At 63.5% G+C, this 14,389-nt stretch carries 13 protein-coding genes; 6 read left to right on the top strand and 7 right to left on the bottom strand.

Annotated features, from left to right (window positions below; genetic code table 11):
- Positions 1-42: 42 nt before the first annotated feature.
- A complete protein-coding gene (locus BI364_RS11125; protein ID WP_083251333.1) occupies positions 43-2,256 on the bottom strand; it encodes an FUSC family protein in 2,214 nt (737 codons plus the stop codon).
- 62 nt (positions 2,257-2,318) lie between these two features.
- Entirely contained in the window at positions 2,319-3,521 is a 1,203-nt protein-coding gene (locus BI364_RS11120) for a glycosyltransferase (protein WP_070078794.1), read from the bottom strand.
- A 174-nt stretch (positions 3,522-3,695) separates the two neighbouring features.
- On the opposite strand from BI364_RS11120, the gene BI364_RS11115 reads away from it, so the two are divergent.
- The 4 genes from BI364_RS11115 to BI364_RS11100 are packed head-to-tail and all read left to right on the top strand — an operon-like array spanning position 3,696 to position 8,458.
- Positions 3,696-4,115, top strand: coding sequence for a secondary thiamine-phosphate synthase enzyme YjbQ (locus BI364_RS11115; protein ID WP_070078793.1), 420 nt, complete (start codon positions 3,696-3,698; stop codon positions 4,113-4,115).
- The gene (locus tag BI364_RS11110; RefSeq protein ID WP_083251332.1) at positions 4,108-4,794 is read left to right on the top strand and encodes an ABC transporter ATP-binding protein; all 687 of its coding nucleotides are present in this window, start codon (positions 4,108-4,110) and stop codon (positions 4,792-4,794) included. Before BI364_RS11115 ends, BI364_RS11110 begins: the two co-directional genes overlap by 8 nt.
- On the top strand, positions 4,791-7,286 hold the full coding sequence (locus BI364_RS11105; protein ID WP_070078792.1) for an ABC transporter permease: 2,496 nt from the start codon (positions 4,791-4,793) through the stop codon (positions 7,284-7,286). Before BI364_RS11110 ends, BI364_RS11105 begins: the two co-directional genes overlap by 4 nt.
- On the top strand, positions 7,283-8,458 hold the full coding sequence (locus BI364_RS11100) for a lipocalin-like domain-containing protein (protein WP_070078791.1): 1,176 nt from the start codon (positions 7,283-7,285) through the stop codon (positions 8,456-8,458). Before BI364_RS11105 ends, BI364_RS11100 begins: the two co-directional genes overlap by 4 nt.
- A 39-nt stretch (positions 8,459-8,497) precedes the next feature.
- Here BI364_RS11100 and BI364_RS11095 read toward each other — a convergent pair whose 3' ends face one another.
- On the bottom strand, positions 8,498-9,316 hold the full coding sequence (locus BI364_RS11095) for a hypothetical protein (protein ID WP_070078790.1): 819 nt from the start codon (positions 9,314-9,316) through the stop codon (positions 8,498-8,500).
- Positions 9,317-9,593: 277 nt separating this feature from the next.
- Between BI364_RS11095 and BI364_RS18380 the strand changes: the two genes are divergently transcribed.
- The gene (locus tag BI364_RS18380; protein WP_197495686.1) at positions 9,594-10,172 is read left to right on the top strand and encodes a LysR family transcriptional regulator; all 579 of its coding nucleotides are present in this window, start codon (positions 9,594-9,596) and stop codon (positions 10,170-10,172) included.
- A 13-nt stretch (positions 10,173-10,185) separates the two neighbouring features.
- Entirely contained in the window at positions 10,186-10,779 is a 594-nt protein-coding gene (locus BI364_RS11085; protein WP_156782725.1) for a DUF3617 domain-containing protein, read from the top strand.
- Here BI364_RS11085 and BI364_RS11080 read toward each other — a convergent pair.
- From BI364_RS11080 to BI364_RS11065, 4 genes are all read right to left on the bottom strand, one after another.
- Positions 10,776-11,660, bottom strand: a complete 885-nt coding sequence (locus tag BI364_RS11080) for a phospholipase D-like domain-containing protein (RefSeq protein ID WP_070078787.1) — start codon at positions 11,658-11,660, stop codon at positions 10,776-10,778. The genes BI364_RS11085 and BI364_RS11080 overlap by 4 nt on opposite strands.
- An 87-nt stretch (positions 11,661-11,747) precedes the next feature.
- Entirely contained in the window at positions 11,748-12,104 is a 357-nt protein-coding gene (locus tag BI364_RS11075; RefSeq protein WP_070078786.1) for a TfoX/Sxy family protein, read from the bottom strand.
- 285 nt (positions 12,105-12,389) lie between these two features.
- A complete protein-coding gene (locus BI364_RS11070; RefSeq protein WP_070080034.1) occupies positions 12,390-13,238 on the bottom strand; it encodes an ATP-binding protein in 849 nt (282 codons plus the stop codon).
- Positions 13,239-13,386: 148 nt separating this feature from the next.
- Positions 13,387-14,046 (bottom strand): class I SAM-dependent methyltransferase, encoded by a 660-nt coding sequence (locus tag BI364_RS11065; RefSeq protein WP_070078785.1) that lies wholly within the window; start codon positions 14,044-14,046, stop codon positions 13,387-13,389.
- Positions 14,047-14,389: the final 343 nt, after the last annotated feature.

The following is a 14,389-nucleotide window of genomic DNA, read 5'->3' as shown; positions in this document are numbered from 1 at the left end:
GGTTAGTCTGCAAGGAAGTTCTGGGTGTCACTTGAGAGGTGACTATAGCCGCTTGCGCGCGTCCGGGGCGTCGCCGTGAAGCAGGCGCCAGGCTGCGGCATAGAGTGCGGATACGTCCGTGCCTATTTTTTCCAGCAGCGTTTGACGTAAAACCGGGTAGGGATGTTGCCGGTCGATCGCATCCCAGCGCCCCAGCGCCGGGCTCATGCTGGCGTTGGCCGACTCCAGTGCAGCGAGGTCGCCAAGTGGGGAGATTTCATCTGTCGGCGCACGTGCGATACGCCTGAGCGTGTCCAGCAGCGCGCTGATCCAGTCTTCGAGATGCGGCGGTAGGGGCGTTGCTTCCCCAGTACCTATGAATTCATCCAGGTCGGTGAGATGTCGGGTCAGGCGCTCGTTGTAGCTCACCAGTGCGAGATAGGCGCGGGTATTTTCCTGCTGTCGCCGAGGTTCGGCGAGCATGCGCTGATAGGCAGCATCGGCATTGGCCGCATCGGTTTCAGCCATGCGGCGCAGTTCGATGGTGCCCATGTCCACGCCGGTGCCGGTGCGCAGATGGTCGAGCGTGGCCGAGGCATAACGCGCAGTCGAGGCGAGCGCAGTGGCCAATTGTGCGGGCAACTGCCGGCGCTGCCAGTTGGGCCATAGCCAGTAACCTGCGGCGAGGGCGAGTACGGCGCCGGTCAGGGTATAGGCCACACGCTCGAACACCAATGCCAAGCCACTGGGGGCCAATCGTTCGAGCAGCAGGATGATCAGCGGGGTCAGCAGGGTGACGGCAAGCGCGTAGCGACGGCGCAGGAACAGCAACGTGAAAAAGGTGAGTCCCAGTAGCAGGAGATTGATCAGGTCCGGGTCGTGCACCTGGGTGACCAGCAGACCCGCAAGGGTAACGCCCGCCACGGTGCCGGCGGTACGCTGGAAGGCGCGTGCGCGGGTGCCACCGATGTCGGGTTGCAGCACCACCAATACGGTCAAGGGAATCCAGATGCCATGTGGTAGTGCGAACCCGGTGTAAAGCGCAGTGCCGATTGCTACGGCCAGCGCCAGCCGCAGAGCGTGGCGGAATAGCGCCGCACGCGGGCGCAGATTCGCGCGTAGGTTGGCGAGTCCGCGGCGGAATAGCTCGCGCGCATACAAGCGTGGCAACAGGCGACTGCCGGCGGTGTGTTCGTCGCCGAACAATTGATCGAGTACCTCGACGACGTTTTGCAAGTGCGCACGGTTGCGGTCCAGCGCGGTGAGCGCATGTTCGAATTCCAGCCACAGCGCGGGTGGGCAATCCGGCCTGCTGCGCAAGCGTGTCAGCGCACGGGCCAACCCGGCCAGTTTGACTTCGTAGGCTCGGGTGTCCAGAACGCCACGCCCAAAGGCGAGATCACGGGCGATGATCTGGCAGATATGCACCAGTGATTCCAGCGTTCGGGCGAGAGCCGCCTGCGCGTGTACGGCACCGGCAGGACGGCTGGCTTCTACGTCGCCCAGGGCAAGGGTATTGGCCCCGATACGGGCCGCAGAGCGGATCAGGACCAATAAGCGCGGCAGGGTCAGATTACGGCCGTCGCTGTCGCCGCGTAGCTGATCCAGAGTGGCGCGCGCCTGTTCCACGCGCATACGCAGGGCGTGATGTGTACGTGCAAGGCCGCCATCGCCTGATGATGGAGTCTTGCGACGAATGGTGTCGAGGGCGGCCTCCGCTACCTCGGCCGCGGCGGAGAAACATTCCGAGACTTCATATTCGACGCGTTTGTAGGGCCGGAGTTTCCAGAAGACCAAGGCTACGACCAAAGTCCATGCGGCGCCAAGGAACAGGCTGCCGCCAAGCAGAGCGGCAGAGGCGGTGACGTCAGGCGTCACCATACCGATGAGAAAGGCGACGCCGGTAGCGAATCCCAGCGAGGTGCCGAGTTGGCCGAAGGCGCGCCCGAGACCGATGCCTACCGCGAGCAGGGTGGCGCCGAGGGTCGCGGCCCACCACCAGCTGGCCAGTATCTGGCCGACGATGGCCGCGAGTGGCAGGAAGAGGCAGGCAAGCCCGAGGGTGATGATACGGTCGCGATAAGGGCCGCCGACGTCCGCGATGGAGGTTTGCAGAGCGCCGAGGGCAGCCAGCAGGGCGGGGATCGGCTGATGCAAGGCTTCAAGCCCGAGCAGCGGTACGCCAGTGGCCAGGGTGCCGCGCATGGCTACCGACAGCCCCATGGTCAGTGGCAGGGAGACCAAGCGGCGGCGGAGGGCGAATCTTGAGGCTGGCATGTCAGACGTTGTCGTTGACCAACGCCTATTGTGCCATTCGCGATGGCAACGTGGGGCGCGGCTCAGTGGGGAGCGGTGCCAACCGGCGGGTGACTGGCGTTGGCGATGGCATCGTGGCGGATGATGTCGCTATAGAAGGTCTCGAGGCGGCGTGCCTGAGCACCGGCATTCCACTGCGCGGCATACGTCGGTGCCTCGGCAGCGAGGCGCGCGCGCAGGCCTGGGTCGCGCAACAATTGGAGTACCTTGGCGGCGAAATCTTCCGTGTCGTCATCGGCGATCAGTGCGCCGCCCTGTTCGCGCGCGAGGACATCGCGGGTGCCCATGATCGCGGTCGAAACCACCGGCACACCGAGGGTGAGTGCTTCAAGCAGGACCAGCCCCTGGGTCTCGGTCTTGGAGGCGAAGACGAAGGCATCGCCGGCGCGGTAGCAATCGAGTAGTTCGCGTTTGCGGTCCAAATAACCGACGAAACGTAGGTGGTCGTCGAGGCCGAGCTGGCATCCGAGGCGTTTGAGGTGGCGCAAGGCGGGGCCTTCGCCGGCGACGATCAACAATACTTCGGGCAGAGATTGCCGCACCCGGTCGAGCATGTGTAGCAAGAAGTCGATGTTTTTTTCGTAGGCGATGCGCCCGACGTGTACCAAGGTTGGGCGGTCGGGGGCGATACCCAAGCGCTGCCGAAATGCCTGACCATCCCCTCCTTGCAGGCTGAGCGGATCGATCCCGGTGGGAATGATGCGCGTTGGCGTGTGTACGCCGTAGACGCGTAGGCGTTCGGCCATGGCGGTGGAGGGAACCACCAGCCCGTCGAGGTCGTTGCATTGCATCGCCGAAAAGCGTCGGGCTGCGAAGCGGGTCAGCGCACGCGGTGCCCAGGGTAGATAGTGGTAAAGATATTCCTCGAAGAAGGTGTGATAGGTCTCTACCCGAGGGATGCCCAAACGCCGCGCCAGCCGGACGCCGGCGTGATGGGCGATGAAGGGGGTCTGAATGTGTACGATGTCGAAATCGTGATCGGCCAATTCCGCGGTCAGATCGAGCAGTGCGCCGCGACGCATCATCCGATCCTCGGGATCGGCAAATAGATAGCGGGCGGGGATGCGAGTGACTCCGGATTCGGCCTCGCCACCGGTGGGATAGGCGGGCGCGATCAGATGTACCTGATGCCCAAGCGTCTCCAGCTCGCGGCGGAAGGTCGCGATGGACGTCGAAACCCCATTCACACGCGGGAAATAGACGTCGCTCAGCATCAGGATGTTCATGGGTGGCCTTCAGGCGAGGATTGGCGGGCGCATGTCGTCCATGCTACGAGGCGCGGGTGTCAATCCTGTTAAACTGCACGCGCTATCGTGTTCATATGACTGGATAACAACGTTCCGCGTTCCCCGACATTCGAACGTGGGTATGGCGGATACGATATCGAGGTAAGTGGCGGTATGCCTACGCAGCAGTTTGAATTTACGGTCGAGACAACGGGGCGGGGCACCTACGAACTGACAGCGGCACTGAGCGAGCGTCTTGCCAACTGCGGGGTGCGCACAGGGCTGTGCCATGTCTTCGTGTGTCATACCAGCGCCTCGCTGATGCTCTGCGAGAATGCCGATCCCGATGTGCGGCGCGACCTTGAGGCCCTGATGTCGCGCATGATTCCGGATGGTGATCCGCTATTCGTACATCAAAACGAAGGTCCAGACGACATGCCGGCGCACGCGCGCAGCGTGCTGACCGGCAGCGAGTTGACCCTGCCGGTTCGCGAAGGCCGGCCGGCGCTGGGTACGTGGCAGGGCGTTTTTCTGTGGGAGCATCGTACCGGCGGGCAGCATCGGCGTCTGATCGTCACGGTGCAGGGTGACTGATAGCGCCCCTCAGGTCCGCCTGCTGGGCCTGCGCCATTATTATCAAGATGGCACGCGTCAGCATCGCGTTCTCGACGGGGTGGATGTCCGCTTCGAGCGTGGCGAATCCGTGGCCCTGCTCGGTGCCAGCGGCACCGGCAAATCGACCTTACTCAATCTGATTGCCGGCATCGAGCCGCCGGCCGCCGGGCAGGTGTGGGTCGCAGGCGTTGAGCTGAGCCGGCTCGGCGAGCGTGAGCGCACCTTATTTCGGCGTCGTCATATCGGTTTCATCTATCAGTTCTTCAACCTCATCCCAAGCCTGACGCTGCTCGAAAACGTTCGTCTGCCGCGCGAACTCAACGGTGCCCGCCCGCGCGATGCACGAAAACTGGCGCTCGAACTTTTACAACGCGTGGGTTTGGGCGATCGCGCGGGGGCTTACCCGGAACAGATCTCGGGCGGCGAGCAGCAGCGGGTGGCGATCGCCCGTGCGCTGGCGCACCGTCCAGCGTTGATCTTGGCCGATGAGCCTACTGGCAGCCTGGACGCGGCTACCGGCACGGAGGTGCTCGCGTTGTTGCTGGATGCGGTGCGCCGTGACGGCACTACTTTGTTGATGGTGACGCACAGCGAATCCGTAGCCGAGGCCGCGCAGCGGCGTTTGCGACTGGGGAACGGGGCCCTGGTGCCGGCGTGAGCCACTTGCTTGCCCGTGCCGGACTGCGTTACTGGCTGAGAAGCCCGACCCAACTTGCGCTGGCCTTACTCAGTATCGCGCTTGGCGTGGCCGTGGTGGTGGCCGTGCAGCTGGCCAATGAAAGTGCGCTCAAGGGCTTTAGGTTATCGACGGAGGCCCTGAGCGGCGCGGCCAATTACCGACTCGTTGGCGGCCCTTCGGGCGTGCCGCAGCAATGGTATGTGCATCTGCGTGTGGCAATGGGTATCGAACGTGCGGCGCCCCGCGTCGAGGGCACGTTGCGCGTACACGGCCGCACCCTGCAACTGGTAGGCATCGCGCCGCTGGCCGAGGCCACGCTCGCACCACGGCTTGCCGCCGCGTTGCCGGGCAGGGGATTGGGGCTGATGACCGTGCCGAACGGCGTGACGATGTCGCGCGTGACTGCCGCTGGGCTCGGATTGGTCGTGGGCGATGATTTCACGGCGCGGATTGGCGGCAAGACGCAGACGCTGCGTCTGTTGGGCTTTCTCGGCACGGACCCAGGCGGTGCTTTGCAGGGGATAGTCGTTGCTGATATTGCCAGTGTGCAGACATTGCTTGGGCAAACGCAGAACCTGAGTCGTATCGATTTGCATCTCGACGCCGCACAGCTTGGGCGCTTGCGCGCGGCTTTGCCGGCGTCGTTGCGGCTGGAGCCGGCGAGCGAGATTCTGAGTGCTGCCGAGCGCATGACCCGCGCCTTCCGGCTCAATCTCACGGCCATGAGTCTGCTCGCGCTGCTGATCGGAGCCTATCTGGTCTACAACGCACTGGTTTTTTCGGTGTTGCGGCGAGGCCCATTAATCGCCCTGTTGCGCGCCCAGGGTGTAACCCGTGCCGAAGTGTTGCGTGGCGTGCTGAGCGAGGCCGCAATACTGGCCGTGATCGGTGCGCTCGTGGGCCTCGGTTTGGGGGTGGTGCTTGGCCACGGTCTGGTCCAGTTGGTGACGCGCACCATCGACGACCTGTATTTCACGCTCACGGTGAGCCGCGTTTATATCAATCCCTGGCTCTTGCTGGGCGGGCTGGTGCTGGCCGTGGTGGTCGCCTTACTCGCGGCATTGCCGCCAGCACTGGAGGCGACGGGTCTGGCGCCGCGCGGGCGCAGCGAATTGATGTCTGCGGAGGCGCGGGGACGTCGCCGCGAGCCCTGGCGTCTGGTAGGCGGATTGTCGCTGGTTGGCGGCGGTGTCGCCTTGATGGCCTTGACCACGCACGCCCTGGTGCCTGCCTTTGCTGCACTGTTCATGATCCTGCTGGGTGCGAGTCTGTGGATGCCCGCCTGGCTGCGCGTATTTGCCTGGTTGCTGGCCTGCTTGGGCACGAACGCGGGCGTGCGTACCCGGTTGGCACTGACCGGTGTGCGCCGATCCGTCGGACGCACGGGTCTTGCCGTCGCGGCGCTGGCCATCGCGCTCGCCGCGGCCATCGGCGTGGGCATCATGGTGTCGAGCTTTCGAGACGCGGTAGTGGACTGGCTGCATCAGACACTCCGCGGCGATTACTACGTCTCCGCGGGCTTCGACGGTGGCGGCACGCGGCTGCCGGTCGGGCTGGCGGATCGGGTGGCGCATTCGCCGGGCGTCGCGCGGGTGACCACGGGCTTGCGCGTGCCGGTGCGTGGGCCCGATGGACACTTCGTGGTCCTCGCCCTGGGCGCGCGTCCCGGTGAGCATCCGGCCGCCTCGATACAGGAAGCGCTGCCAAATGCCTGGCGTGCATTCGAGGCGGGGCGCGCGATTTTCGTGTCCGAACCGATGGCTTATCGCCATGGTCTGCATCCGGGGGGGCGGTTGACGCTAGACACGCCGTCCGGGCCGCGCGCCTTCCCCATCGCCGCGGTGATCCGCGACTATGGGGGTGGCCGCGGTCTGATCATGATGCCGAAGGCGCTGTATGCGCGCTGGTGGCATGAGACGGGCGCGAGTTCGCTCGCGGTCTATCTGCGTCCCGGTGCGGATCGTGCCGCAGTATTGTCGAGGCTACGCGCCCTGGCAGCGCCTAGCGGCGCGCGCGTACGCGCCAATGGCGCCATCGTCGACCAGTCGTTGCGTATCTTCGATCAGACTTTCGCGATCACGCGCGTGCTGCGCCTGTTGTTACTTGGGGTGGCCTTCGTCGGTGTGTTGGCGAGCCTCATGGCGCTGGCGCTTGAGCGCCAGCGTGAACACGCGGTCCTGCGTGCGTTGGGCGTCACGCCATTTGAAATGCTCGGCGTGGTCACCGCCCAGACAGCAGTGCTTGGGCTGGCCGCAGGGCTGGCTGCCCTGCCGCTGGGCGTGGGGCTATCATGGGTGCTGACGGAGGTGATCAATCGCCGCGCCTTTGGTTGGACGTTACCGCTGCACATCGACGCTGTTTTTCTGGTCGAGGGGCTCGCGGTCGCGTTGAGCGCGGCTCTGCTCGCCGGCTTGTACCCAGCCTGGCGTATGGCCAGTGTCTCGCCGGCGCGCGCGTTGCGAGCGGAATGATGCGTCGCCGCTCGCATCTTGCGCATCTTGTGTACCCCATCCTCTGCGTGCTGGCCTTGACCGCTTGTCAGCCGCAGGGGACGGATGCGACGAAGCGGTCTGCCGCGACCACGATACAGACGCTGCTGGGCGCGCAGGCGGACACGACCGGCTTCGCCCGTGCGCTCGTGCCGCGACCGTTGAAATTCCCTGCCGATCAGGGCCCTCATCCGCGATTTCGCACCGAATGGTGGTATTACACCGGTCATCTGCGCGATGCGGCTGGGCGCACCTTCGGCTTCGAACTGACCGTGTTCCGCTTCGCGCTCACACCGCATCGCCCGACGGGTGACTCGCCCTGGCGCAGCAATCAGGTTTACATGGCCGATTTTGCCGTGACCGACGTGACCGGGCATCGCTTCAGGGCCTATCAGCGCTTCTCGCGTGGCGCCCTGGGGCTCGCCGGCGCACAGGCCAAACCCTTCAGAATTTGGCTGGGTAACTGGTCGGTGGCGTCGATGGGCAGTGGGGATTTTCCCTGGCGTCTGCGGGCGCAGCGAGGCGATCTGGGATTGAATCTGACGCTATCCGCTGGACAGGGCGTCATTCTCAACGGCGACCGGGGGCTCAGTCGCAAGGGACCGGCAGCGGGTGATGCTTCGTATTATTATTCGATGCCCCGTCTGGCGGCCGACGGCGAGCTTAGGCTGCAAGGGCATAGCTATCGTGTTACCGGCGACGTGTGGATGGATCACGAGTGGAGCACCAGCGCGCTGGGGCCGGATCAGGTGGGTTGGGACTGGTTTGGGCTGCGCCTCGACGATGGCGCGGACCTGATGTTTTATCGCCTGCGCGACCGCGACGGGCAAACCGATCCGTTCAGCGCCGGCACCTGGGTGGCCCCCGACGGCCGCGTGACCCATCTAAAGGCCGATGCAGTCAAGGCCGTGCCGACGGATTGGTGGACCGCGCCGGGTGGTGGGCGGTATCCGGTGGCCTGGCGCCTGTCCGTGCCCTCGCTGGGGTTGGACCTGCAGGTGCGTGCCCGGCTGGACGATCAATGGTTGCCATTGGCCGTGCGCTATTGGGAGGGCCTGGTATCGGTCGAGGGCACGCAATCCGGTCATCTGGTACGCGGTAATGGCTATCTGGAGCTGACCGGCTACGGCAAGGGCGGTCCGGCGCGGCGCTGATGGACGTGCCGGGCCGCCTCGCTCGCGCTGCGGGAGTGGCTAGAAACGCAGGCCGATGCCGGCGCTGACCGCATCGTGCACCGTTTTGCTGTCCGGCTCGTAATAGCCGTTGGCATCGGCGGCGCTGGCCAGGTAGCGATACGACGTGGTGCTGTATTTCGCATAAAGCTTGAGATGGCCGCCGAGCACGAAATCCACACCGATCCAGCCTCTGGAAATACCGGCTGTGCCGAGCGTATAGGTCTGACTGGTGAGGCCTGAGTCCATGCGTGGCGACACGGTCCGTCCGGCGCCGTAACCACCGTCGACGATCAGATACGGCGTCACGGCGTACTGCAGCCCCAGCTTGCCCAGCCAGTAACCGTTCAGATAGACCTCGCTGTAGCTGCCGAGGTCGCGATTCCAGATGTTGTAACCGACTTCAAGGCTTGGCATGAAGGCCAGATCGGGCAGTGCCGCGAAGGAAAAACCGTAATTCAGGCCAAAGCTCGCGTCGAAGAGCTTGTTCTGCGTGGTGCCCGTGGCCGGCGCGTTGTTGGAAAGAGCGTGTCCGTCGTAGGCCGTGTTGCCTGCAGCATAGAGGATGTGCGTGCGGATGCCGATATGGCTCCACTGGGAAGCGGTGTCGAGTTCGATACCGCTGAGATTGCCGGTCTCCTTGTCCAGAGTGCCGGTGAGCACGTTGCCGTTGGTGGCAATGTTGGTGCCCGATTCCGTGTAGTGCTGGTGCAGATTCACGTATCCGATCGAGCCGATGTTGTCATTGCGCATGATCGCGCCAGGGATCGATGCTGCGAAGCTCGTGGCAGGGCTCGCGCAGGTTATGGCAAGAATCGAATAGAGCGTTATACGTCGCATTTCACAGTCCTTTGTCGTTGTTGACTTATTATGAGGATGGCTTCAAACCTGCTGAAGCGCGGTAATGATAATCAGGCCATCCAGAGTGGTAAACCGCCGCACGGGCGGCTGACGCCGTGTGCCGAACTCACGCATCCCGGGTTATCAGGGGCGAGGGTCGTGAAAGGACCTCATTTTTGCGCCGGCTTAGCGTTTTTGTTCACGCGCAGATGCGGCTTCGAGAGATTGATCGATCAGGGACGTGCATCCACCAGACGAGTGCGTGGCGTTTTCGTGCATGCAGAAATTGGGTGAGACCGCTTTGATTCGTCATTTCGACACATCTGGGCGCGTTCTGGGATGGTGGCCACGGAACAAGATGGATGGACGTGACGATATGACGGTAATACGGCTTCAAGCCTTTATTTTCGGGGATAGGGCGTGGCGATATCGCGCAATGCAATATAATTTTGTGTGGTTATTTTATCGCCTGAATGGGACATTTTTGCCAATCAATAAGAAAAAACGATCACTAAATCCATGTTTTATCGTCAATTGCTGCAACTTTTCATGCGAAATGAAGGTCAATATCTGCGTGGAATTAAGACAACTCAGATACTTGCTAGCAATCGCAGAGGTCGGACATGTCGGCCGGGCCACGCAACGCGTGCATATTTCCCAGCCGGCTCTGTCTCAGCAATTGTGTAAGCTGGAACGGGAACTCGGTGTCTCGCTGTTCACCCGCCATCATCGTGGGGTCAGCCCGACCGAGGCAGGGTTGGTGATGCTTGAGCATGCGCGCCGCATCCTCGAACAAGTCGATCAGGCCCGCCAGGCGATCGATAACCTGCACCGCGATCACACTCAGGTAGGCTAAGTCTCGCGTCTCCGTGCCTGACGCCGCAAATACCACCCTCCAATCCTTGTGCTGCCTGCCGTCGTCGTGTCGGCGCGCGGTCGCTCGCGTCTGGCGAGTGCTTCTGTGTTTGGTCGGCGTGCTATTTGCGGGTCTCGCGCTGCTACCTGCGGTTCATGCTGCGGCCACACCCGCCACACCGATTGCACCGATTGCACCGATTGCACCGATTGCACCGATTGCACCAGGGCGCTGGCGCATCGTGACCCGCCAGCATATCGCCGGCGCGGCGCTGCCATTCATGAAACGTCATCGCAGCGTGTGTCTGACGCCCAAGCAGCCTTTTCCGGGCGCCGGCGAGCAGGACTGCCGGCAAACGCTGATCGGCGATACGGGCGCAATTTTGCGCTGGCGCCTGCATTGCACGCCACCGGGCGCGATGCCTGCGAACGGGCAAGCCATCATCGACTACAAAGGGCAGCACCTCAAAGGCCGCATCCACCTGCTGATTGCCGGTGGGCGCAGTCTGCTGCATACCTCGCACCCCATCCGGCTGCATCTAAGCGAACAGCTGCGAGGGCATCGCGTGGGGCCCTGCAAACCCACGAGCGCGACCCGCGTCGGCTAGGCGACGGGGCTGGCCCGGCGCCAGTCGCGGTCAAATTCGGCGCGTAGTGGCGCGGTGGATCGCCCGTGCAGGATGATGCCGACATCGCGGCTTGAGTGCAGGCTGCTCCAGGACAGATTCTGCGAGCCAATGAATCCCAACGTATTACCGGCAATGACGGTGCCGTGCGGCGTCAGGTCACGCAGGTAACGCACCTGTACGCCGGCGTGCAACATCGATTTGAGGTTGCCGTGATCGTAGGCACTCAGCGAGGCCGGCAGAATGACGCGCGCCTCGCGCCCCTTGTGCTCCAGTGCATGGATGACGCGCGGCAGATAGCCGAATTTCCGACTTTCGAGATCGACTGCTCCCGGTTGCGACAGGAGTCGGGCGAGCGGGCGTGACTTGCTGGGGGACACCATCAGGATACGGCGCGGGACAGCGCCGACATGCTGGCGCGTCCAGTCGGCATCGAAAACCTCGGCCAGCGCTCGGATGACCGTGGGTTCGTGACTGAGCCACAGCATATCCCGGCCATGCGTGAGCGCGTGACGGGTCAGGTTCGCATCCGAGATGAGACCTGGGCCGTGCCCGTCGTCGTCGATCAGGTAGCGGGCATGCTCACGAGCATAGTGGTGCGTGAAGCGGTAGGGGCTCCAGCGGACCTGGGCGCCGGCGGCTACCAGACGCCGAAACTCGGCGCGTGCCCAGCCGACCGGACGTCCCTGCGGATGAGGCGCAATGATGACTTGGACGGTGACGCCGTGCCGAACCGCGCCGCGAATGGCGTCGAGGATCTCGGGCGCATCGATTTCATAGGCGACGATGGCGACCAGGTGATGCGCCTGCGCGATGACCTGGGTGATCGGCAGCGTCCCTGCGTGGGGTTCCGTGTACAGCATGGTTTCGCAACGTTGGGCCTGTTTGCAAAGACCGGGCGTTAGGCCTGAAAGTTCCGGCCATTGTCGGCGCGATGGGTAAGGGCGATGTTATTTGCCGTTACGCCCCGATGCCGCGCGCAGTGAAGCCTGCCGGGCCTTGCCTGCCCACAGCCGCATATCCTCGGCATTCTCCAGCGCTTCTTCCGGGGCTTGATGATACGAGAGCCGGACCTCGCGATTGCGCCGTATATAGGAAAAGGCATTCAGCCCTCTCGCGGTGAATTCGCTCTGCGTTCGTGCGTCCGTTTTGAGGTAGAGGATGCCGTCCACAATCAGGGCGAGCATGAGATCGTCGAGAAAAACCCCGTGCCCGCCGAACATGCGTTTGGCTCGAATCGGTCCGAGTGGGTGCATGAGTTCGAGGACATAGGCCACGAATTCTGTTTCTTGGGTGGATGCAGGCATGTCTTCGTCTGGCCTTGGCGCAGCTGGTGACGATCAAGGTACTCGTGTCTGGATTTTTTCGACATGTAGATGACGCGCAGGAACGATTCGGTGCCCGAGATTCGGGCCGACGCGAGTCATCTATATCGCCATGAAAATGGGCGTTGGTGTTGCGACCGACAGCCGTGTCCGAATGGGAGTGCTCGCGAGATGGATCGGCCTTGGATTGGATCGCCTGTCGAGTTGCAGTCTCTGCGTTTGTTCGGGGCCGGGGTCCGGCCTTCGCGGCTTCCGGGGGCGACAGCGTTAAAGTCCGGTACGCCCGGCCCAGTCACGGGCGAACTGCGCGGCGACGCGACCGCTGCGTGAGCCACGCTCCAGTGCGAAGCGCAGGGCCTCGGGGCGCACCTCGGATTCTTCGAAGACGACCTGCATGCGGCGCAGGGTGTGGAAGACGATGTTGAGATAGTCATCCTGGCGGAAGGCGTGGAAGCCGATCCACAGGCCGAAGCGTTCGGACAGGGATATTTTCTCCTCCACCGCCTCGCCGTGATGGAGTTCGCCATCGGCCACGCGCGCGTCTTGGTTGTCGCGCTGATATTCGGGCAGCAGGTGGCGGCGGTTGGACGTGGCGTAGATGAGGACGTTGTCCGGCGCGGCCGCGACAGAGCCGTCGAGCGTGGCCTTGAGCGCCTTGTAGCTCGGGTCGTCGGCCTCGAATGAAAGATCGTCGGAGAAGATCACGAAGCGCTCGGGGCGCTCGTACAGCGGCTCGACAATTTCCGGCAGGTCGGCCAGATCGCGCTTTTCGACCTCGATCAGGCGCAGCCCCTGTGCGCCGAAATGCTCCAGCATGGCGCGGATCAGCGAGGATTTTCCGGTGCCGCGCGAGCCCCAGAGCAGCGCGTTGTTGGCCGGCAGGCCGCGCACGAACTGTTCGGTATTACGCGCCAGCAGGGCTTTTTGCCGTTCGATGCCGAGCAAGGCCTCGGGCTCGATGAGCTGCGGATGACGCACCGCCTGCAAGTGGCCGGGGCGGCGCCAGCGGAAGGCAAGGGCGTCCCAGTCGGTTGCCTGCACGGTGGGAGGCAGCAACGGCTCTAGGCGGTCGAGGAGGGCGTCGAGACGGGTAAACAGGCGGTCGATGTCGGTCATGGTCTCGTTAGACGTGTCAAAAGGATCAATATTACCGCGCCGCGCGCCGATTGAGGTGCCCATCGGCGATAGCTGCGCGGACCAGAATCTCCTCGCCGAAACTTTCGTGCCGAGGATGTGCCTACGTGCCTTTATTGCGAGGCGTCGCTTAATCGGGTCGCTTGCCTCGTACGAGGCAGTCGAGCGCGACCTTGATACCGTTGTCGGTTTCCACTGGGCGCTCGACGACGCCGGCTTTCTCGATGTCGAGTCGGTCGTCCAGTGCGACGAGCACCTGCTCGGCGGTGTACAGCACGTCGGGGTTCTGCGGGCCGCCGTAGCCGTCCTTCAGGTTGGCCGAATCGTGCGCGACCAGCAGGAAGGTGCCGCCGGGCGCTACCGCCTCGGCTGCCCTCGCGATAACTGGGGCCAGCTCGTCCTGCGGAATCTGCAGGTAGATCAGGAGTACAAGGTCGTAGGCTCCGGGCGTGGGTGCATAGTCGTGCAGATCGGCCACTTCGCAGGTCACACGCTCCGCCACCTGACGCTCGACCGCCAGACGGCGGCACTTTTCCATGGCCACATCCGAGAAGTCGACTGCGTGCGCCTGCCAACCCTGTTCCGCCAGCCAGACCGCATTGCGGCCTTCGCCCGCAGCGAGATCGAGCGCCTTGCCCGGCGGTAGGCCAGCCGTTTCCTCCGCCACAAAGCGGTTCGCGTTCGCGGTCCACACGAATGCCTTGTCGGCGTAGCGCTGGTTCCAGAACTCGCTGTTGTGTATGGGCGGCGCCGCGCTGACGGCTGGTTTGCCTGTTTCCTGTTTCGTCATGTGATGCTCCCTGTTTTGTGAGTGCATGCCATCGCCACCGCCTGCCTCGGGCGATGGCGTGCGTCCACGGTCTATTCGTTACGCGGCGTGTCACGAAAGGCGAGTTTATGTGTCAGGGCGTCGCTCCTTCCATCGATCCGGCTGATTTGGACTGTGGGCATGCGTTCGTGGTTAGACTGTCGTAATTGATGTGTTTAGACGCCTGTTCAGGGCGATGGTTCTAAGGCCTGTTCACACGATTGAGCGATACTGTTGTGTCTGAAAAAGCTGCCAATCAAGGCGCGAGGCGCGCAGCTTGATTGCTCAAAATAAGCGACGAGCAACGCCGAGTCGCGGCTTTTAT

Origin of the sequence: Acidihalobacter yilgarnensis, assembly GCF_001753245.1 — a bacterium.
Taxonomy (GTDB): Bacteria; Pseudomonadota; Gammaproteobacteria; order DSM-5130; family Acidihalobacteraceae; genus Acidihalobacter; species Acidihalobacter yilgarnensis.
Note: the sequence above shows the minus strand (reverse complement) of the source record. Positions and strands in the feature narration are given on the sequence as shown.